Genomic DNA, 19,628 nt, shown 5'->3' with positions numbered 1-19,628 from the left:
AGCAGGCTGAACCAAGTTGTGCTCCAGTAATGGAGCAACTTGGTTCAGCCTGCTTCGTTAACTATCTGCGCCGATCTGGTCAGTTTTCTGCCAAACGTTCCAGCAGTGCGTCTCCATTGCGGCTCACCCGAATATGGGCAAAATGTGCGTTCTGTTCTACAGTACGTCCGGTTCCCTCAGGGATGAAATAATTCTCAATACCGTACACAATACGAGAACCATACCACTGTCCATTTAGAATGACCTCATGACTGGCAAGTTTTTCGCCATCTTGATAGAGGCGGTCTGCGACGTATACTCCTTGGTTATCTGGTGTGAGAACGACTTTGACCTTGCCTCGGCTCCATTCTTCCTCCTGAAGAGGGGTCTTGGAAGGAGGGGTAGATATGTCGTAATTCAGTGCCACATAATCGCCTTGTAGCAGGGAGCGCGGGTCTATAGGAGCCAGTTTGAGCTTAATGGAAGCCCCTGTGGCGAGCAGGGTTTCGCTTCTCACCGTCTGATACCCGATGATCCCCAGCTGTAGCACGATGACAATGGCAATGAGTAACGGGCTTAAGCGCATAAAGCTAAAGCTGCGGTGATCGGCATCGAATGCTGCTTTTCCGCTATGGGCCATTCGCCGATCCGCCCACCAGGTAATTCCGAGCGCAATGATCCCCAGTAACGCCAGCGTAAAAGATTTATACAGTAGCGTCCACAATAAATCATAGTATTTGAAGCCGATAAAAATAAACCAGAAGACAACGCCCATGATGGCCTCCGATTTTTGTTTCACACGGGCAAAGGCAAAGACCATCCCGGTAACGATAACAAAATAAAAAATGTTAATGAACATATAAGAGTGTGGAACGACATCCTCGAAAAACGTCGCCCAAAACAGGAACAGCAAGCTGAAAAATAATGAGCTATTCCGCAGATGTTCTTTTAACTCCGTCTTGGATATAAAGTAACTTACCCCATATAACACGGCATTGACGATGAAAAGAGAGAAGATGATGAACTTATAGGTCCAGTTCCAACCATCCCACTCCTGATACTGCTGAAATAAAATGGTCGCCAGATTCAGGTTTACAAAGGTGTAGGCAAAAAACAACTGCCTTTTCCCCTTGGAGCGAAACCATCCAGCGATGGAAACGATCAGAAATAATACCGAAAGCAGCGACTGATCTGACCATAGAATGGCCGCCAAGCCTGTAATATAGCTGATGGTTAGCAGGGTATAACGTATGACTGAATCCAGCTTGGATTCCGGTATGACAATCATCAAAATCATAAGTAGCAACGACACAACCAACAGTACATATTCGGTGTGGTTTACATTCGTGCTAATCATAATCAATCCGATGAGAGATATACTTCCGATCAGCACCCCAACCACTTTGATTACACGGGATACGGTTTTGCTGATCCATTCACTGCCACGTTCCTCGGGAACGATTGTTTCCACATCGGTTTTCGCGATATCCCCGTTTTCCCCATTGAATATCTCCCCTGTTTCCGGCGGTGTTTTCCCCAAACGATTCAAATAACGGAAAAACCACACGTTACCGGTCAGCAGCAGCGCCACAAAAATCAAACCAAAAACAAAAAACAGAGATGAGTAGTAAGCCTCTGCTAGCTCTATAAATTTAAAGACAGCAAACGCTGAGAGCGCCAATGCATTCAAGGTCAGTAGTGTTTTATTCAGCCGTACCTTGATAAATATATAAAATCCTAAAGCAATCACAGCGATATGCGGTATATTCATGACCAGGCCATACCCATCAAATGCAAAAGAGTTGGTCATCGCCAACATCGCTATATGAAAAACAGTAAAGCTCATATATTGTAGTGGAGCAGAATGTATACGATGAAGGAACGCCAATAGGAACAACAACAGATTGACCAGTGCGAACACTCCGGCAATGGACAACGATTCCAGCTCGCTATAAGATGCACTTTGCATCGTAGGGTAAAAATAAAGCCACAAACCGAGGTGAATTAGTACATACGACAGCATATAAAAAGGATTGTAGCGAGTAATCCAGCTAAGCAGTAGAGCTGGCACCGACCAAATGAAAAACAACCCGTAGCTGTCCGCATGGGAATTGTAAATTTGACCGAGCAATGCCACAGAAACGCCAAAGGCTATACAGCCAGCCACCAAAAACATATTTGACAGAAAAGCTTGTTGACCGGGAACAGCACGTATCCGTGCAAATACAAAAGACAAGCCATAGAACAGAACAATAAGCGCAGCAGCCAGTACAATTTTGACTGTCCGATCCAGTCCGCCCCAATTGGAGGCGAAAAAATAAATAATCGCGGCAAGTACCAGTGAGATGCCCAGCAGATAGCCCGTACGTATCGCATTGAATCGCAGCATGGATTTCACGTACCTTTCCTGTTGGTTTGATGCTTATTATAACGTTGAAAGGTCTCAGAACCAAGTACTAATTAGGATCAGGTCATAAAAAAAGAGAGCCACCGTATACGGCGGCTCTCTTGAACGTTACTGGATTCCAGCTAGGCATTGACGGTACGAATCTCTTGCCGGGACTGATGTCGGAAGCGATACTCACGCGGTGGAATCCCTGCTGTTTTCTTAAATGCTTTGGAAAAGGTGGACATATCGGTATAGCCGATGGACTGGGCTATGATCGACAAATTGTAAGTTGTCTGCTCCAGTAATCTTTTGGCTTCGTTAATCTTAAGGTTTTGCAAATACTTGGCGGGAGAGATGAGGAAGGTGGAATGGAACTTACGTGAAAAGTGGGCACGATCCACACCTACATGCTCGGCAATTTGCTCAATCGTAACACGGTCACAATAATGCATTTCAATGTAGTCTTTCCCCTGCTGGAGCCAATAATCAGAGCATACAAAGTTGCGCAGTACGTCAGATGTGTTGCGGGACAACTCCTCGAAGATCTGGTGCAGTATAATCAAGCGGGCCAGATCGCTGCCCTGTCTGTTGTTGTCGTGTACGATGGAAAACAGGTTAGAGATAAGTTCGAGGATTTCCTCACTCACGGCGTTAGCCATAAATGGCGTGGAGGGATTAATTCCGATCCGCTCCAGTAGCGCGAGGGATTTGGGTCCCTCAAAGGCAATCCATACCTTTTGCAAAGGGTGCTGGTGATCGGTGTAATATTCATGGGCAACATGCGGAAAAAAACAGAATAAATCAGACTTTTGGGCACGGTACTTCTGTTGCTTATAAATAAACTCAGCCTGACCTTCAAGCACAAAAATCAAATAAAAATAAGGAACAGCCTTGGGACCGACATGGCAGCTTGTTTTCGAAATATCCATACCCAGTCTGACAGGCCAAATGGCGCTGGACTTTTCCAATTCGGTAGCTGTGAAATAATGGTCTTCCACGATGTCGAAGTGATCTTCATTTTTTGCTCTTTTCATAACTTGTCACCTCTCCTTTGGTGGAGATAAGGGAATTTTGATTTTATTGTATATAAAGGAAAGCACAATTACAAGTTAATTCATTGGAATTGAGGGTTATATAATTAAAACTGCGTATGCCAAAGGCTCCATGGCCGGTTTGAGATGACCCGTGGAGCCTTTTAAGTTCTGTATTATGAGATGGGGATTAGCCTATATTTATACGTTCAAGATTCCTTCTTTTGGAGTAACGTTGAAGGCTTTGGCTAGATCGGCCAATTCCTGATCTGTAATCCGTTGCTGGATATCATGGTGAGCAATGAGCATGTAAATTTGCGCCGCTTTTTCAATCGTCTCAATGAGACCAAACGCTTCATCAATGGAGCTGCCCGTTCCGAAAATGCCATGATGAGGCCATAATACAGCGTGATGATCCTTCATTTTTTTTGCAGTTTCGCGGCCGATTTCGCTGGAACCCGGTACCATCCAAGGGATTACACCGATACCGTCTGGAAAGACGACAATACATTCGGTACACATTTCCCACAGCGTTTTGGTGAATTGGTTTTCGTCCAGACTATGAATGAAGGTCATGGCAATAACATGGGTGGCATGATTATGAATCACCACGCGATGGTTAGGATCGACCTTCAAGCGCTCAATGTGGCTCATAAAATGGGAAGGTAACTCACTGGTAGGCACTGCGCCATGTTTGAGGCCCCACAAGACTTCCAACTGTTCGCCATCCTGGGAGACACGAAGGACCCCTAAGTTTGCTTCTGGATCTGCAATTACGTTTTTAAAATATTTTCCTGATCCGGTGACGATAAAATACTTACCAGCCAGTTCATTCACCGGGAAAGCAGGTTTAATCGTCCGAATGACCTGATGAATATCTATATATTTTGCAACCTCAGCTTCATCCAGAATATAGCTTACATTACCTCCATTGCGTTCATCCCAGCCGAATTTCCACATGTTTTGTGTAATTTCCGCCATCTCGCGAACAAATGGGATATCCAGTCCCGATTTGCGTTCTTTTTGATTCTCCAGCACAGTAGTCATGGATGATCTCTCCCTTTGGATGATATGAATATAAGCATTATCAGTGCAGTAGTTACCGTTTCAGCAGTTATCGTTTCAACAGTACTTGTTGTTCATAGTTTTTAACTTCGGCCAGCCATTCCTCACGAACGGGAACGCTGTTTTGAGCGCAATAGTAATCCCATATCGCACCAAACGGATACGATTTGAATTCTTCGACTAGAGCAAGACGAGTGGTGAAGTCCCGATCCTCTTCCGCCTGCCTTAATGCTTCAATCGGTTCGAGCATAGCGCGAAGCAGCGCTTTAATCGTGTTGCGTGTTCCGATGACCCATGCTGCCACATGGTTGATACTGCCATCAAAGAAATCAAGACCGATATGGGTTCGGGAAAGCAATTCACCGCGAACCAGCTCACGGGCAATGTCCAGCAATTCGTCGTCCATTGTCACGACATGATCACTGTCCCAGCGAACCGGTCTGCTGACATGGAGCAATAATTGGTCGGTGAACATCAGCACAGAGGACAGTTTGTTCGAAATGACTTCGGTTGGATGGAAGTGACCCGCATCGAGACAGATAGATTTACCGCGTGTCAGGGCGTAACCCATATAGAATTCATGTGAGCCCACGACATAGCTTTCCGAGCCAATGCCAAACAGCTTGCTTTCAACCGCATCGATGTTGTATTCCTCGCTGATTTCCTCGCTGAAAATGTCGTCCAGCGCATCACGCAGACGTTCTCTTGGAGCCAACCGATCAACCGGAGTATCTTTATAGCCGTCCGGCATCCAGTGGTTTGTGACACAGGGCTGACCGAGTTCTTTGCCAAAATACTCGGCAATCCTACGTGATTTTTTGCAGTGTGTGATCCAGAAATCACGGATTTCCGAATCCTTGTGACTCAGTGTGAAGCCGTCTTCCGCTTTAGGATGGGAGAACAGGGTTGGATTAAAATCAAGCCCAAGCCCTTGCTGTTTGGCCCAGTCTACCCAGTTCTGAAAATGGCGTGGCTCCAGTTGATCGAGATCCACTTGTTCTGTGGTGTCCGCATAGATGGCGTGCAGATTGACCTTGTGTTTACCCGGAATGAGTGATAGAGCTTTTTCTAAATCCTGACGTAACTCATGCGGCGTGCCGGCTCTGCCCGGGTAGCTGCCCGTTACGGCAATCCCCCCGCTAAGCTGTTTGTCTTTGAACAGGAATCCCTGAACATCATCTCCCTGCCAGCAGTGCAGTGATATTTTGATTTGTGAAAGCTTCCGTAAAATGTCGTCCACTTGAATACCGTGGCGGGCATACAGCTTTTTCGCTTCGTTATAACTGGCTTCAATGGCTTCGTTCATGGCTTTACTCCTTTATTGAGATATGTGAATAGAGGATGTTGCTTGTATCTTAAGGTGCTCCCAGCGATCCAAAAGTTCTTGCACGCCTTCCACCGATTGCGGCTCATATAGCCGAGTCGGGAAGGAGCGGGCGATGGTTCGGCCCGCAGCCTTGAGATCCTCAAGAACACCAGAGCTAATTAATTGCACGACAATATTGCCGATGGCCGTAGATTCGGAAGGACCTGCCTGAACCTCAATTCCCAAGAGATCGGCGGTTAGCTGACATAGTAATTCGTTGTTAGCGCCTCCGCCGACAATGTGCAATCTGGTAATCTTTTCGTCTGTTAAACATTGCAGTTCGTGTAAGGCATCGTGGTAGCTTAAGGCCAGACTGTCAAAAATACAGCGGGCGAGTGAGCCCGGCGTTCTGGGGATGGGCTGGTCTGTCTCTTCACAGAATCGCTGGATTTCAACGGTCATACTATCCGGGTTTAAGAAGGATGACTGGTTACAGAGGACGAGACTGACAAATGGTGCCTCTGCTGAAGCCAGTTCGGCCAATTCGGCAAAGCTATGTGCGAAGCCGCCCTCTCTTCGAACCTCCTGAATCATCCATAATCCCATAATATTTTTCAGAAAACGGTACGTACCGTAAGCGCCCCACTCATTGGTGTAGTTCGCCTGCATGGCTGCCTTGGTATTCAAGGCTTCGGATCGTTCCATTCCCAGTAGTGACCACGTTCCGCTGCTAATATAAGCCCAGGATTCTTCCCGCTGTGACGGGACACCTGCAACGGCCGATGCAGTATCGTGAGTAGGCGCAAGAATGATCTGACAGTCCGGAAGATCGTATTTTTGAACAAGCTCCGGCAAAAGAGAACCCAGAACCCGCCCAGGTTCTGCGAGCTCTGAAAACTGATTACGTCGCAGTTGGAGCAGGGACAGCAGGTCTTCATCAAACTCTCGGGTGTTCACGTTGAGAAGCTGCATCGTGGACGCATTCGTGATTTCATTGATCATGATGCCTGTCAGGCGATAGTACAGATAATCGGGGACCATCAATATTTTATCCGCCTGGGCAAGCTGTTCCCGATCATGGACGAACAGCTGATACAGGGTATTAAAGTTTAGTTCCTGAATGCCTGTTTTCTCATACACAGCCTCTCGACTGATGAGCTGGTGCAGCCTGTCAGGCGCATGGAGGGTACGTGCATCCCGGTAAGCGTATACCTCATGAATGCGGTTACCTTTCTGATCAAGCAGCACGTAATCTACAGCCCATGTATCAATGCCGAGCGTACAGGAATGAATCCCCTTCTGTTTAGCTTTTTGCAAGCCCTGAATAATCTCATTTAATAGTTCGTCGATATTCCAGTAATCGTGTTCGTCTTTTTCGGTAAAGGAGTTGTTGAAACGGTGAAGCTCTTGCAAGTGTAGCTGGTCACCTTGCAGAGTTGCACCTACGAGCCTACCGCTTGAAGCTCCAATATCAACAGCAAGATAATTATTCATATCCAATCTCCTTGCATGGATAAAATACGGGCAGCCTGAAAGTCTGCCTTTTGTTTTCTTAACTAACTCCATACTACTTCCGTTTTTCTTTGCAGTCAACAGAAACGGAAGTGAAATTTGTGGATTTATTTTTGTTTTTTAAAACTATAATTAAAATTGAATGTTGTTTTGTATGTATTTTTGTTTTTTAACATCTGTTTTCTACTATATATATACCTTCAACAAAGGTCGATTTGATTTTACGATATTCCAATTGTGGAAGGTTCTCCAAATGCTGCTGTCTGTATGAAAAATAGTCTTGAAACCGCCCGCCAGAGGGTGTAGTATACAAGATATCAATTTCATATGACTCGTATAATATTGGGGATATGGCCCAAAAGTTTCTACCGGACGACCACTGTAATCGTCCGACTATGAGTGATAGCGCATCGGCTTCGGATGAATGCGGGCATTTATTTGTGCGCCAATCCGTCAGGGATTATAACCCCAAGGACAGGCTTCACTTGAGAAACAACTCAAGGGAGCCTGTCCTTTTTTGGTTTTGGCAGGTTTTACTGTTCAGTATTTTGCAAAATCCTCACTATTTTAAAGTACAGAAGGAGCGATACTCGCATAATGAAAGTTTTGGAGGAACGTATTCGTCAAGAAGGACAGATTTTATCTGACACCGTATTAAAGGTAGATTCATTTTTGAATCATCAGGTAGATACAGCATTAGCATTAGAGATTGGTAAGGAGTTTGCACGCCTGTTCGGCAGTGCTCCGATCACCAAGGTGCTTACCATTGAAGCTAGTGGTATTCAATTTGCAATGGCTACTGCTATTGCCTTGGGGGTCCCGTTCATTTATGCAAAGAAAAAGAAGGCCATCACGCTGAATGAGCAGGTATACTTCGCAGAGGTTCATTCGTTCACTCGGCAGGAAACCTATCAGGTGAGTATCTCCCAAAAATATCTCGATGCCAGCGACCATGTGCTGATCGTAGATGATTTTTTGGCAACTGGTGCAGCATTGGTCGGACTTACGGATATTGTAAAGGAAGCAGGAGCGGAGCTGGCCGGGGTTGGCTGTGTGATTGAGAAGATCTTCCAGGAAGGCCGTGGACTGTTGGAGCAAAGAGGCATCGCCGTACGTTCTCTTGCGCGTATCGCTTCCATGGCACCAGGCGAGGTCCATTTTATAGAGGAAGCTGGCGCAGTAATTGCTCCTGTTAAGGAGAATGTGGGATGTTAAGTAAACAAAAGTTATTCGCACTGGGCTTCCAGCATGTCATGGCGATGTACGCTGGAGCCATTGCTGTACCTCTAATTGTAGGGGGAGCATTGCACCTAACTCCAGCCCAGATGGCTTATTTGGTGGCTGCCGATCTGTTCACTTGCGGGATTGCTACGTTATTACAAATTATGGGCACACGCTTTTTCGGTAGTAGACTGCCTGTCATTTTAGGCTGTACGTTCACGGCAGTAGGGCCTATCATCGCGATTGCTTCGACCTCAAATTTGGCGACAGCGTACGGTGCCATTATTTTGTCTGGTATATTCGTGGTGCTTGCGGCACCGCTGTATGGCAAGCTGCTACGCTTTTTCCCGACGGTCGTTACGGGTTCGGTCGTTACAATTATCGGTCTATCCCTTATTCCGGTGGCGATGAACAATGTAGCAGGTGGCCAGGGCAGCGCGGATTTTGGACAGCCGCGTAATTTGCTGCTGGCGCTGGTTACATTATTGGTTATTCTGCTTGTGAATCGGTTAGCAAAGGGCTTTATGCGCTCGATTTCCGTGCTCATCGGTCTGTTTGCAGGCACGGTGGTTGCTTATGCGATGGGAATGGTGCATTTTGCTCCCGTGGCAGATGCGTCATGGGTGAGTGTTGCGCAGCCATTTTATTTTGGTAAGCCAGAGTTTAGCATTATGGCAGTTTGTACGATGATTATCGTCAATATTGTCAGCATGGTCGAGTCTACGGGTGTTTATCTGGCAGTAGGCAAGGCGATTGATCAAAAGGTAGAGCAAAAGCAGATCGTCAATGGACTTCGTTCGGAAGGACTTGCGATTATGCTTGGGGGTATTTTTAACGCGTTTCCTTATACAGCCTTCTCGCAAAATGTGGGTCTGATCTCGCTCACACGCGTCAAATCGCGGAACGTTATTTTTGCTGCGGGCGGTATCATGGTTGTTCTCGGTTTGCTGCCTAAGCTGGCTGCTTTAACGACAGTGATTCCTAACGCTGTGCTGGGCGGGGCGATGATCGTCATGTTTGGCTCGGTCGCTGCATCAGGCATGTCTATTTTGTCAGAAGTGGATCTGCGGAAGGAAAGCAATCTGCTGATCGCAGCATGCAGTATTGCCGTGGGCCTAGGCTCTGCCGTTCTGCCACAAATGTTCGACCAGCTGCCGAGCTTTGCCAAAATGCTGCTGCAAAATGGTATCGTTTCGGGCTCGATTACAGCGATTGTCTTGAACATCGTTTTGACGAGAAAACAAGGGGAATCGGTCAAAAGCGTGACGGTTCAGGAGGTTCCACAGAAGGTTTGATGATTAGAAATAAATAAAGATAGCCGGAGAGAGGACGTATGCCTCTTTTCCGGCTGTTTGGCAAGGGGTTATCCAGATAGTATATCCCCTTGCTGTCTGGGGATATATAGATAAACTGCGGAATGAAATGGGTAGCTCTAATTTGGTGCGTTTTCCAGTTTACTTACTAGAAGAATTTGCTAGAGCAGCGGGCGATATCATGGTATAATTTACCTTATGGATTTTGAATAGTGGTGGATGTTTTCGGACCACGGTGCAGCTTCCCGAAAGGGGGTGAAGCCGATGGTCAACCTTGTGTCGTGCTACGATGTGTTGCGTTGGATGGTTACGTTACTAAGCCTGGCGTTTAGTATTCGTAAACTTTATCGCTGGCTACGTCGAAAATTTCGGAACAAGCGAAAACCCACCGCGTAATTAGGTTGGCCCCTAACGGTGGGTTTCGTTTGCATTGACATTTAGTTATGCAGCGCGCCGTGGTGGTGATCCACAGCCTTTCAAGTCCTAAGAGTCTTTGCCGTTGGCGCGGCGAAGACTCTTTTTAGTATACGGACACGGTGGTTTACTCTATACCTAATTTTAACACTTCAATTGCGTGCACGCAATTGGAGGTTATGTCTTGTTTCTACCTTATCGTTCAAATTTAAATTATTGTGCAGCCTTTATTGACAAGCCTGTGACAACAAAATAAGATCGTAATGAAAAGAAATAAAGGAAGAAAACAGGTGTGAGCCGGACAACTCTATGTATGGGGTTTCGTAGAGACGATGTACATAGTTGTTGAGCATGTTCACTTAAAAGGGAAGTTCGGTTGATTCCGACACGGGCCCGCCACTGTATACAGGCATCAGCAGGATACTGCTGGAGCTTTCAGAACAGCCACTGGAATTGTGAAGAACCGGGAAGGCCTGAAAGATACGCTTGGAGTCAGGAGACCTGCCTGTTTTGACATCACTGTCAGACCCACGGGATGCTGGGGAGGTGGTTAGGCGTGCTGCATACGGAATGTCTGAAACCGATCTGATCCCTTCTATGTTTTTGGAGTTGGCTTCGAGGTGAGTTCTGACATTTTATATTGAAGGCATTTCTGACTGCTAATTAAGTGGTCTGGAATGCTTTTTTCGCGTTTTGCGTTAGTTTTATGCGGTTTTACAAGATAGAGGGGGATTCATCGAATGATTAGCAATCGTAGCAGGCGTTCATGGTTGATATGTACAGGGGTGATGCTGCTGCTGGCAGTTATGGCTCTTTCGGGATGTGCCAGCAATAGGACGTCGGATAGCTCCGGCAAGGGTGAGAACGCGTCAGCACAACAAACAGCGACAGATAAAAAGCTGGTAATGGCGTATACATGGAAACCGTCAGGCGTTGACCCGCATGGAGATAATAGCTGGGATGTGATGCGATCCGGTGCAGGTGAGACACTGGTACGTTTGAATGAAAAGCTGGAGCCTGTGGCTTGGCTGGCAAAGGAGTGGAAGCAGGATAGCCCTACAGTTTGGACGTTCAGCTTGCAGGATAAAGTCACTTTTCATAATGGAAAAAGTATGGGTGCAGCAAGTGTAAAAGCGTCTTTGTTACGCTCTATTGAGAAAAGCCATCTGGCGAAGGATTTACTGAATGTGAAGTCCATTGATGTAAGCGGCCCGCTGGCCTTGAAGATCACGACAAACCAGCCAAATGCGGCGTTGGTGTCCAATCTAGCTGATCCATCGACGATTGTACTGGATGTGGCATCAATGAAAGATGAGCAGAGTTACCCAGCGATGACAGGCGCCTTTAAAATCAAAGCGTTCAACAAGGACCAATCCTTGGTCGTAGAGCGTTATGACGGATATTGGGGCGAGAAGGCACGATTGGCTGAAGCGACGATGAAGTTCATTACGGACGGGAATTCGCGCCTGATGGCGCTGCAATCCGGCGAGGTGGATGTAGCGACGGATATTCCGGTTGATAACGCAGAGGTACTGAAAAAGAACGACAGGCTACAAGTGCTGTCGGCTCCGTCCTTGCGCACCCATATGATCGTGTACAATATGGAATCGCCAGTATTCAAGGATGCGGCGAACCGTAAGGTGGTGGACAGCCTGATTCCACGCGCATCGATTGTGAGCGCCGTCATGAGGGGCTTCAGTACGGAAGCAAGCAGTCCGTTCCCGAGCATTCTTCCCTTCGGTAAAATTGAACGTAAAGCGCTGGACGGAACGGCGGGGCAGTTGTTAACAAAGGATGGCTGGCAAAAGGACGCCCAAGGGACATGGACTAAGCAAGGCAAGCCGTTCGAGGTTACGCTGCTGACTTTCCCTCAGCGTCCGGAACTCTCTGTTATGGCTGAGGTCATCCAAAGCCAATTGCTGAAAGAGGGAATCCAGGTCAAGATTCGCAAGGTGGAAAATATCGACGAGGCGTTGACCAAAAATGATTGGGATTTTGCTATGTACAGCATGCTTACTGCTCATACAGGAGAGCCGCAATATTTTATGGACATGTTTTATTCTTCGAAAAGCGAAGCCAATGTAAGCCGTTATAGTTCCAAACCGCTAGAGAGTATTCTGAACAGCTTAAAGTTGGCGAAGGATACAGCGCAGCGTAATGCCATGACACTACAAGCGCTGGATATCATCAATACGGATTTGCCACAGTCGTTCATTGTGCATCCTGATAATGTGTTTGGTGTGAAAAAAGGGGTGGAGGGTTTTACACCCCATCCGATCGAGTATTACTACATTACAGCGCAATCCGATATTGCGGAATAACGAGCTGCGTATCCTATGATTCGTTTTATACTGGAACGTGTGGCGCAGCTGCTCATTATTGTATTCGTTGTATCCACGCTGACTTTTGTACTGATGCGGCTGGCCCCTGGAGACCCTGCTACCATTTTGCTCACCGCGCATAATATCCCTGCCTCTGAGGAGGCGTTGACGACGCTACGAAAGGAACTGGGCTTAAACGAACCGCTTCATATTCAATATGTGAACTGGCTGCGGGATGTGTTCACAGGGCATTGGGGCACTTCGTATGTATCCAAGGAGTCGGTGCTAGCCGAACTGTGGAACAGACTTCCTGCTACTGTGGAGCTAGCTGCTGCGGGCTTCGCCGTCATGACGGTGCTTACGCTGGGGCTGGGGCTGGCTGCCTCGCTGAAAATCAGCGGCCCACTGGATCGTCTGGGCAGGCTGTTCGCCCTGCTGGGATCGTCGATCCCCTCTTTTTGGTTTGGTTTTCTGTTGATCTATCTATTCTCCGTTCGCTTGGGCTGGCTCCCATCCATGGGAAGGGAGGACTGGACACATCTAGTGCTCCCAGCGCTGACTCTTGGCGCAGGTTTGGGAGCTGTGCAAGCACGCGTACTGCGCGCTCAAATGCTGGAGCTGGGTGACCGGAATTTTGTGAAAGCAGCGAAGGCTCGAGGCTTTTCCCGTATGCATATCTTGTTTTTTGAGATATTTAGGCATGCGGTTCTGCCTATAATTACACTGCTAGGTACCAATCTATCATTTATGCTGGCAGGTAATGTGATTGTAGAGACCATTTTTTCATGGCCGGGGTTGGGCAAGTATTTTATAGATGCGATTACACAGCGAGATTATCCGGTGATTCAGGGGTATGTTATTTTTGCCGTATTTTTAATTGTAGGAGTTCAGTGTTTGGTGGATGTGGTCCAGACGGCGATAGATCCGAGGCTGCGTTTGCGTTAAGGGGGAAGCTGAAAATGAAAAAGATACGGCTTTCCTTTCAAGGGAGCTTGCTGGCAGGAGGCGTACTGTTTGGTCTGATCGTGCTGCTTGGGTTATTGGCTCCATGGGTCGCTCCTCACGATCCTCTCCAAGTGGACCTTTTGAACCGTCTGGCACCACCCAGCCGGAAATATCCTTTCGGTACGGATCATCTGGGCCGGGATGTGCTATCACGGCTCATTTACGGGATTCGGACGAGCGTGCTAATCGCATGTGCAATTACTGTAGCTACGCTGTGCTTCAGTCTGCCTATAGGGTTGCTTATTGGTTATGTGCGCGGACGCGTGGACCAGCTGGTTATGCGAGGAATCGACGGCGTACTGGCTTTTCCTGATATTATTTTAACAGTGGCAATTGTCGGTATTTTGGGTCCGGGTTTTGTTAACATGACCCTTGCCATTATTGCGGTACGGTGGGCGGGCTATGTCCGATATATCCGTAGTCTGGTTCAAAAAGCTTGTCAGGAGGACTACGTTCGGTATGCCCGTTTATCCGGCAATTCACACGTACGTATACTGAGCCGTTATGTATTGCCACAAGCGTTGCCGCAATTGTTGGTTTATGCGGTATGGGATATCGGACGCGTGGTGCTGATGATCGCTGGGCTGTCCTTTCTTGGACTGGGTGTACAGCCGCCCAAGCCAGAGTGGGGCGTGATGCTGCATGATGCCACCTCATATTTTCAGGTGGCTCCGCACGTCATGATTTTCCCGGGCTTGGCGATTATGCTATTCGTACTTGCCTGCCAGCTTTTGGGCGACCGCTTTTCGGAAAAGGGGGCGGCCAAATAGTGGAGGATCAAACAGCCCTTGGGGGCAAGGATACGATAGAACAAGTGGCAGGGCGAAAACCGTTGTTACACGTGGAACATTTGGAAATCTGCCGCACAGGCGCAGGAGCAAGCAGAAGTGGGAGCAAACCACTGCTGCGTGATGTGAGCTTTTCCATATATTCAGGGGAGATTGTGGCCCTGACTGGACCGAGCGGATGCGGCAAGAGCCTGACCGCTCACGCAATCGCAGGCATGCTGGAGCCAGGTATCGGTGTTACGCATGGGCGTATCTACTATAACGGGGAAGACATTCTCCCGTTCCAGGAACGGCGCTGGCAAAGGCTGCGCCGAGAGGATATTGCCCTGCTCATTCAACAATCGCTGAGCGGGTTGAATCCGATCCGGACTGTCCGCGCCCAGCTGATGGACACGCTTAGACTGCACGGGCGGCGTTGGATGCCGCACGACCAGATGGAGCCGGGGCACGCTGATGCTACCCCATCCCACACTGCATCACAGCAAGTCCATCCACTGAGCGTGCTGTCACGGATGCGGCAGGTGCTGAGCCGTGCCTCTGAAATAGCCAGAGGAGGCGCTACTCCAGTGCGGGAGGCCTATTTGCGCTCTCTGCTCTGCAAGGTAGGGTTTGCAGATCCTGAGCATACTTTGTCGTCATATCCTTTTGAACTAAGTGGAGGCATGTGTCAAAGGGTGCTGCTGGCTGCCATGCTAAGCTCCGGTCCGAGCCTCTTTATTGCCGACGAGCCGACTACGGCGCTGGATGTGATCAACCGCGACAAGGTGTTGGCATTGCTGCAACAGTTGAGAGAAGACTTTGATCTCACCATATTGTTGATCTCACATGATCGCCAGGGTATGAGCCGTATAGCAGATCGAGTGTTGGAGATGAGCCCGGAAGGAAGGATGCACCAGTGATGCTGGAATTGAAGAATGTGACCAAAGCATACCCTGTCCGCAAACGGAGAAAAGGTTGGTTCAGCACGCAAGATAGCGAACAGGCCTTGAAGAAGGTGAGTCTGGAGCTACGACAAGGAGAATGTCTTGGACTGGTTGGAGAAAGTGGAAGTGGCAAAAGCACGCTGGCACAATGTATTCTGGGGCTGGAGTCGTTGACCTCAGGAGAGATTTGGCTGGATGAACAGCCCATTCACACCGGAAAGATGAAGGGTGTTCAGCTGTACAAGCGAATCCAGTTGGTTGTACAGGATTCGTCATCCTCGCTGCATCCCCGTATGACCATTCGAGATATTTTAATGGAGCCAATCCACAACTATTTCCCTGAGCGAAAAGCGCAGGCGCTGGATATTTGTCTGTCTCTATTGGAATCGGTAGGATTAGAGGCTGACAGTCTGGAAAAATACCCAGCGCAGCTGAGTGGCGGGCAAAAACAGCGGGTGTGTATTGCCCGAGCGTTGGCGGTGGAGCCGAATATAATCTTGTTCGATGAATCGATCGCCAATCTGGATACGACAACGCAGTTTTCCGTGCTGGGCATGCTTAAGAGAATGCAGCAGAAACATCAGTTGTCCTACCTATTTATCACTCATGATCTCCAATCTACTCGTTCATTTTGTGATCGGGTTGCCGTCATGGTTCAGGGGGAGATCGTGGAAATATTTAAGGACTGGGATGAAGATTTGTTACAGCATGAGTACACGCGTACTCTGTTTCAAGCGTTGGCGAATTAAGCCATAAGTTTAGGATTTTTCAAAATCCTCATTCTACAAATTCAAAAGAAATAAGAGGGTTGCTTGTCGAATAGTGTTGACAAAATTGAGCGTGATACCTATTCTAAATATGATTATGATAATCATTATCACATATATAGAAAAGGGGAAATACATTGATGTCCGTTCGACACCGCAAGACTGCTACCCTTATGTTGGTGGCGCTCCTCTTATTATCCGTTGTTTTGGGCTGCGCAAAGCAGGAGAACATACCTGCATCCACCTCTACTGACGGAGCTGCCAATGAAAAGTCGATCACGCTATCGTGGCCGCGTGACATTGGTACGATGAATCCTCATGTATACAATCCTTCCCAACTTTTTGCACAATCCATGGTTTATGAGCCGTTAGTCAGCTACAAGCAAGGAGGCAAGCTGGAGCCTGCTTTGGCTGAATCCTGGACTATTTCCAAGGACGGTAAGACATATACGTTTAAGCTGCGCAAAGGTGTGAAATTTTCGGATGGGACGCTATTTAATGCGGCCATTGTCAAAAAGAACTTTGACGCTATCATGAAAAATGAGAAAACGCACAGCTGGCTTGGTATAGTAGGCGTTCTCGACAAAACTGAAGCTGTAGATGACAGCACCTTCCGAATGACGCTCAAAGAGCCATACTACCCAGTGCTTCAGGATTTGTCTGTCGTTCGCCCGTTCCGTTTTCTGGGTGAAGCCGGGTTCCCGGATGATGGAGATACGTCCAAAGGAATCAAGAAACCTGTAGGTACAGGGCCTTGGATGCTGGATGAATACAAGCAAGATGAGTATGCAACCTTTAAGCGTAATCCGAATTATTGGGGTACTGCACCGAAGGTAGATAAAATTACGGTAAAAATCATTCCCGATGGCGAAACCCGTGTGATGGCCTTTGAAAAAGGCGACCTGGATCTGATTTATGGAGAGGGTGTCATTAGTCTGGATGCCTTCAAACAGCTTCGCGACACGAATCAGTATGTTACCACGCTGTCCGAGCCTGTCGGAACAAGAAGTCTGTTGCTCAACTCGTCCAATCCCAAGCTGGCAGACCTTCGGGTACGTCTGGCCCTCCAGCATGGCTTTAACAAGCAGGCAATGGTGGAAGGTGTGACTTCAGGGCTGGAGGAAAAAGCGGATACGGTTTTATCCAAAAACTATCCGTATACGAATGTAAACCTACAGCCTGTTGGCTATGATGTGGAAAAATCCAAAGTGTTGCTGGATGAGGCTGGCTGGAAGCTGCCCGCAGGCGGTACAGTACGGGAAAAAGACGGACAACAGCTGGATTTTGAGCTGATTTTTGATAAAACCGATCCAATCCAAAAGGCGATGGCTGAAACCATTCAGGCCGAATGGGGAGAACTGGGTGTCAAAGTGAACCTGACCGGACTGGAGCTGACGGTTCAAGTTAAGCGCCTTAGATCCAATCAGTTTGATCTGTACTTCTGGTATAACTACGGTGCGCCTTATGATCCGCATTCCTTTATTAACGTCATTGCCAAGAAGAGCTTCGGAATTTCCGAGACGCTGAGCGCCCTTCCGATGAAGAAAGATCTGGATCAGCAAGTACACGAGGCGCTCTCATCGACAGATGAAACCAAGCGCCAAGAGCTGTATGCTTCGATTCTGAAGACGCTTCAGGAGCAATCTGCCATTGTGCCTATTTCGTATATTAAGAAAACGGCAGTGTATCAGAAAAAGATTACGAACTTTGTATTCCCGGCCAACCGGGATGAAAATCCGTTTGGTGGGCTTGAAATCGGGAAGTAGTTAAAACCGAAGGGTAACGTTCGTTTACAGGATAGGAGGACAACTCATGATCAGCTATATCGGGAAGCGAATGGTAGCGGTCATTCCTATTGTTCTCTTTGCCACCCTCGTTACCTTTGCACTGATTCATATTTCACCAGTTGATCCGGCCGAGGCCTATTTGACGGCTGCTCATATTTATCCTACTCCAGAGATTCTGGAGCAGAAAAGACATGAGTTCGGGCTGGATCAGCCTTTGCTGACGCAGTATATGCATACACTTCAAAGAATCAGTCAATTGGACTTTGGTACTTCGTATCTGACCAACAAGCCGGTATGGGATGAGGTCAAAGTTCGGCTGCCCGCCACTTTTGAATTGGCTGTGAGCAGTATGGTGCTATCTATTCTAGTGAGTATCCCGTTGGGCGTGCTAGCAGCGATGCGTAAAAATGGCTGGATTGACATGCTTAGTCGAGGAATTTCATATTTTGGGGCGTCTATTCCCCAGTTCTGGCTGGGATATTTGTTAATCTTCTTTTTCTCTGTCCGATTGGATTGGCTCCCTGTAGAGGGGCGAGGAACGTGGCAGCATCTGGTGCTGCCCACGTTAACCCTGTCGCTGGTTCTGATTGCTTTATATACGCGCCTGCTGCGTTCCAGTGTGTTGGAGCAGCTGCAGGAAACGTATGTGCAGTATGCCAGAACTAGAGGACTCCGTGAGCGGGTGATCATGCTCAAGCATGTACTGAAAATTGCCATTGCTCCACTGATTACAAGTATGGGTATGAACCTGGGCAAACTTTTGACCGGAACGATTATTGTGGAGCAGGTGTTTTCATGGCCCGGGTTTGGCCGTTATTTTGTGGAGGCGATTTTTAACCGGGATATTCCCGTCATACAATGCTATGTGTTTTTGGCGGCATGCCTGTTCATCGTATGCAATTTGCTCGTTGATCTGGTGCATTTGTATATGGACCCCCGAATTTCATCGAAGGGACGAGCAGAGCGGTGATGATAAGATTGCGTACAATGTTCAAAGGTCAAAAGGTAATCGTGGTCTGCTCTGTCGTACTGGCTGCTCTTTTTATTATTATGGCGCTAGCTCCTTGGCTGGCTCCCCATGATCCGGTTAAAGTCAGTTTACTGCACAAGCTGGAGGGACCTTCCAAAGAGTACTGGTTGGGAACCGATCATTTGGGTCGGTGCAATTTATCCCGGTTGCTGTATGGCGCACGGATTTCGCTAGGCTTTGCAACCTTAATTTTCCTGTCCTCGCTTAGCATCGGCGTTGTGGTCGGGTCGCTTGCGGGTTATGTGGGCGGCTGGGTCGATAGTGTGCTGATGCGGTTTTGTGAAGGTATTATGGCGTTTCCGAATTTGGTGCTTGTGCTGGGCATTGTCGGTATTTTTGGACCGGGCCTCATGCAGGTGCTGCTTGCATTAATGATGGTGCAGTGGGTGTATTATGCCAGAATGTGCCGCAATATGGTCGTCAGTCTGAAAGAACGGAATTTTATAGCTGCCGCAAGGATCAGCGGGTCCTCCTCAGGAGCCATTATCCGCCGGCATATTATTCCGAATGTGCTGCGGCCGATTGTGGTCATTGGTACGCTGGAAATGGGCTGGGCGATCATGGATATTTCCGCGTTGTCGTTCCTCGGTTTGGGCATCCAACCGCCGACTCCCGAATGGGGAGCGATGATTCATGAGGGAACGGGATACATCCGCAGCCATCCGGAATTAATGATCTATCCGGGGGTCATGATTCTGGTGGTGGTGATGGCCTTCAATATATTGGGGGAGGCGCTGTCCGATCGATACGGAATTGCCAAACGTCAGTAAAACAGGA

Annotated in this window: 15 protein-coding genes and 2 riboswitches; of the genes, 10 read left to right on the top strand and 5 right to left on the bottom strand. The window is 47.9% G+C overall.

Annotated features, from left to right (window positions below; translation table 11 throughout):
• Positions 1-79: 79 nt before the first annotated feature.
• From MLD56_RS25115 to rhaB, 5 genes are all read right to left on the bottom strand, one after another.
• On the bottom strand, positions 80-2,368 hold the full coding sequence (locus tag MLD56_RS25115) for a GDYXXLXY domain-containing protein (protein WP_029518815.1): 2,289 nt from the start codon (positions 2,366-2,368) through the stop codon (positions 80-82).
• A gap of 140 nt (positions 2,369-2,508) precedes the next feature.
• Positions 2,509-3,402: an AraC family transcriptional regulator gene (locus MLD56_RS25110; protein ID WP_029518814.1), complete on the bottom strand. Its 894-nt coding sequence runs from the start codon at positions 3,400-3,402 to the stop codon at positions 2,509-2,511.
• A gap of 198 nt (positions 3,403-3,600) precedes the next feature.
• Positions 3,601-4,446: a rhamnulose-1-phosphate aldolase gene (rhaD, locus tag MLD56_RS25105; protein WP_029518813.1), complete on the bottom strand. Its 846-nt coding sequence runs from the start codon at positions 4,444-4,446 to the stop codon at positions 3,601-3,603.
• A 67-nt stretch (positions 4,447-4,513) separates the two neighbouring features.
• On the bottom strand, positions 4,514-5,770 hold the full coding sequence (rhaA, locus tag MLD56_RS25100; RefSeq protein ID WP_029518812.1) for an L-rhamnose isomerase: 1,257 nt from the start codon (positions 5,768-5,770) through the stop codon (positions 4,514-4,516).
• 12 nt (positions 5,771-5,782) lie between these two features.
• The gene (rhaB, locus tag MLD56_RS25095; protein ID WP_029518811.1) at positions 5,783-7,264 is read right to left on the bottom strand and encodes a rhamnulokinase; all 1,482 of its coding nucleotides are present in this window, start codon (positions 7,262-7,264) and stop codon (positions 5,783-5,785) included.
• 330 nt (positions 7,265-7,594) lie between these two features.
• Positions 7,595-7,698: riboswitch (purine riboswitch) on the top strand.
• 181 nt (positions 7,699-7,879) lie between these two features.
• On the opposite strand from rhaB, the gene MLD56_RS25090 reads away from it, so the two are divergent.
• From MLD56_RS25090 to nikC, 10 genes are all read left to right on the top strand, one after another.
• Positions 7,880-8,497, top strand: coding sequence for a xanthine phosphoribosyltransferase (locus MLD56_RS25090; RefSeq protein ID WP_029518810.1), 618 nt, complete (start codon positions 7,880-7,882; stop codon positions 8,495-8,497).
• Complete coding sequence (locus MLD56_RS25085; protein WP_029518809.1) at positions 8,491-9,798, top strand: nucleobase:cation symporter-2 family protein; 1,308 nt, start codon at positions 8,491-8,493, stop codon at positions 9,796-9,798. The genes MLD56_RS25090 and MLD56_RS25085 overlap by 7 nt, the downstream gene beginning before the upstream one ends.
• A gap of 757 nt (positions 9,799-10,555) precedes the next feature.
• Positions 10,556-10,753: riboswitch (cobalamin riboswitch) on the top strand.
• Positions 10,754-10,970: 217 nt separating this feature from the next.
• The gene (locus MLD56_RS25080; RefSeq protein ID WP_029518808.1) at positions 10,971-12,551 is read left to right on the top strand and encodes an ABC transporter substrate-binding protein; all 1,581 of its coding nucleotides are present in this window, start codon (positions 10,971-10,973) and stop codon (positions 12,549-12,551) included.
• Between the two features lie 15 nt (positions 12,552-12,566).
• Positions 12,567-13,496: a nickel ABC transporter permease gene (nikB, locus tag MLD56_RS25075; protein ID WP_029518807.1), complete on the top strand. Its 930-nt coding sequence runs from the start codon at positions 12,567-12,569 to the stop codon at positions 13,494-13,496.
• A gap of 14 nt (positions 13,497-13,510) precedes the next feature.
• Positions 13,511-14,326, top strand: coding sequence for an ABC transporter permease (locus MLD56_RS25070; RefSeq protein ID WP_029518806.1), 816 nt, complete (start codon positions 13,511-13,513; stop codon positions 14,324-14,326).
• Positions 14,326-15,243, top strand: coding sequence for an ATP-binding cassette domain-containing protein (locus MLD56_RS25065; RefSeq protein ID WP_029518805.1), 918 nt, complete (start codon positions 14,326-14,328; stop codon positions 15,241-15,243). The genes MLD56_RS25070 and MLD56_RS25065 overlap by 1 nt, the downstream gene beginning before the upstream one ends.
• The gene (locus tag MLD56_RS25060; protein WP_029518804.1) at positions 15,240-16,016 is read left to right on the top strand and encodes an ABC transporter ATP-binding protein; all 777 of its coding nucleotides are present in this window, start codon (positions 15,240-15,242) and stop codon (positions 16,014-16,016) included. The genes MLD56_RS25065 and MLD56_RS25060 overlap by 4 nt, the downstream gene beginning before the upstream one ends.
• A gap of 158 nt (positions 16,017-16,174) precedes the next feature.
• On the top strand, positions 16,175-17,800 hold the full coding sequence (gene nikA / locus MLD56_RS25055; protein ID WP_029518803.1) for a nickel ABC transporter substrate-binding protein: 1,626 nt from the start codon (positions 16,175-16,177) through the stop codon (positions 17,798-17,800).
• A 46-nt stretch (positions 17,801-17,846) separates the two neighbouring features.
• On the top strand, positions 17,847-18,791 hold the full coding sequence (nikB, locus tag MLD56_RS25050) for a nickel ABC transporter permease subunit NikB (RefSeq protein WP_241113445.1): 945 nt from the start codon (positions 17,847-17,849) through the stop codon (positions 18,789-18,791).
• Complete coding sequence (gene nikC / locus MLD56_RS25045) at positions 18,791-19,621, top strand: nickel ABC transporter permease subunit NikC (RefSeq protein ID WP_080658671.1); 831 nt, start codon at positions 18,791-18,793, stop codon at positions 19,619-19,621. Before nikB (MLD56_RS25050) ends, nikC begins: the two co-directional genes overlap by 1 nt.
• Positions 19,622-19,628: the final 7 nt, after the last annotated feature.

It is taken from the genome of Paenibacillus peoriae, from assembly GCF_022531965.1.
Taxonomy (GTDB): domain Bacteria; phylum Bacillota; class Bacilli; order Paenibacillales; family Paenibacillaceae; genus Paenibacillus; species Paenibacillus polymyxa_D.
This window is presented reverse-complemented; position numbering and strand designations above follow the sequence as displayed.

Excerpts from the sequence above, each read along its gene's own strand:
- nikA (WP_029518803.1), top strand. The coding sequence starts at position 16,175 with ATGTCCGTTCGACACCGCAAGACTGCTACCCTTATGTTGGTGGCGCTC.
- nikB (WP_029518807.1), top strand. The coding sequence starts at position 12,567 with ATGATTCGTTTTATACTGGAACGTGTGGCGCAGCTGCTCATTATTGTA.
- MLD56_RS25110 (WP_029518814.1), bottom strand. The coding sequence starts at position 3,402 with ATGAAAAGAGCAAAAAATGAAGATCACTTCGACATCGTGGAAGACCAT.
- MLD56_RS25085 (WP_029518809.1), top strand. The coding sequence starts at position 8,491 with ATGTTAAGTAAACAAAAGTTATTCGCACTGGGCTTCCAGCATGTCATG.
- rhaB (WP_029518811.1), bottom strand. The coding sequence starts at position 7,264 with ATGAATAATTATCTTGCTGTTGATATTGGAGCTTCAAGCGGTAGGCTC.
- rhaD (WP_029518813.1), bottom strand. The coding sequence starts at position 4,446 with ATGACTACTGTGCTGGAGAATCAAAAAGAACGCAAATCGGGACTGGAT.
- MLD56_RS25115 (WP_029518815.1), bottom strand. The coding sequence starts at position 2,368 with ATGCTGCGATTCAATGCGATACGTACGGGCTATCTGCTGGGCATCTCA.
- MLD56_RS25090 (WP_029518810.1), top strand. The coding sequence starts at position 7,880 with ATGAAAGTTTTGGAGGAACGTATTCGTCAAGAAGGACAGATTTTATCT.
- MLD56_RS25070 (WP_029518806.1), top strand. The coding sequence starts at position 13,511 with ATGAAAAAGATACGGCTTTCCTTTCAAGGGAGCTTGCTGGCAGGAGGC.
- rhaA (WP_029518812.1), bottom strand. The coding sequence starts at position 5,770 with ATGAACGAAGCCATTGAAGCCAGTTATAACGAAGCGAAAAAGCTGTAT.
- MLD56_RS25080 (WP_029518808.1), top strand. The coding sequence starts at position 10,971 with ATGATTAGCAATCGTAGCAGGCGTTCATGGTTGATATGTACAGGGGTG.
- nikC (WP_080658671.1), top strand. The coding sequence starts at position 18,791 with ATGATAAGATTGCGTACAATGTTCAAAGGTCAAAAGGTAATCGTGGTC.
- nikB (WP_241113445.1), top strand. The coding sequence starts at position 17,847 with ATGATCAGCTATATCGGGAAGCGAATGGTAGCGGTCATTCCTATTGTT.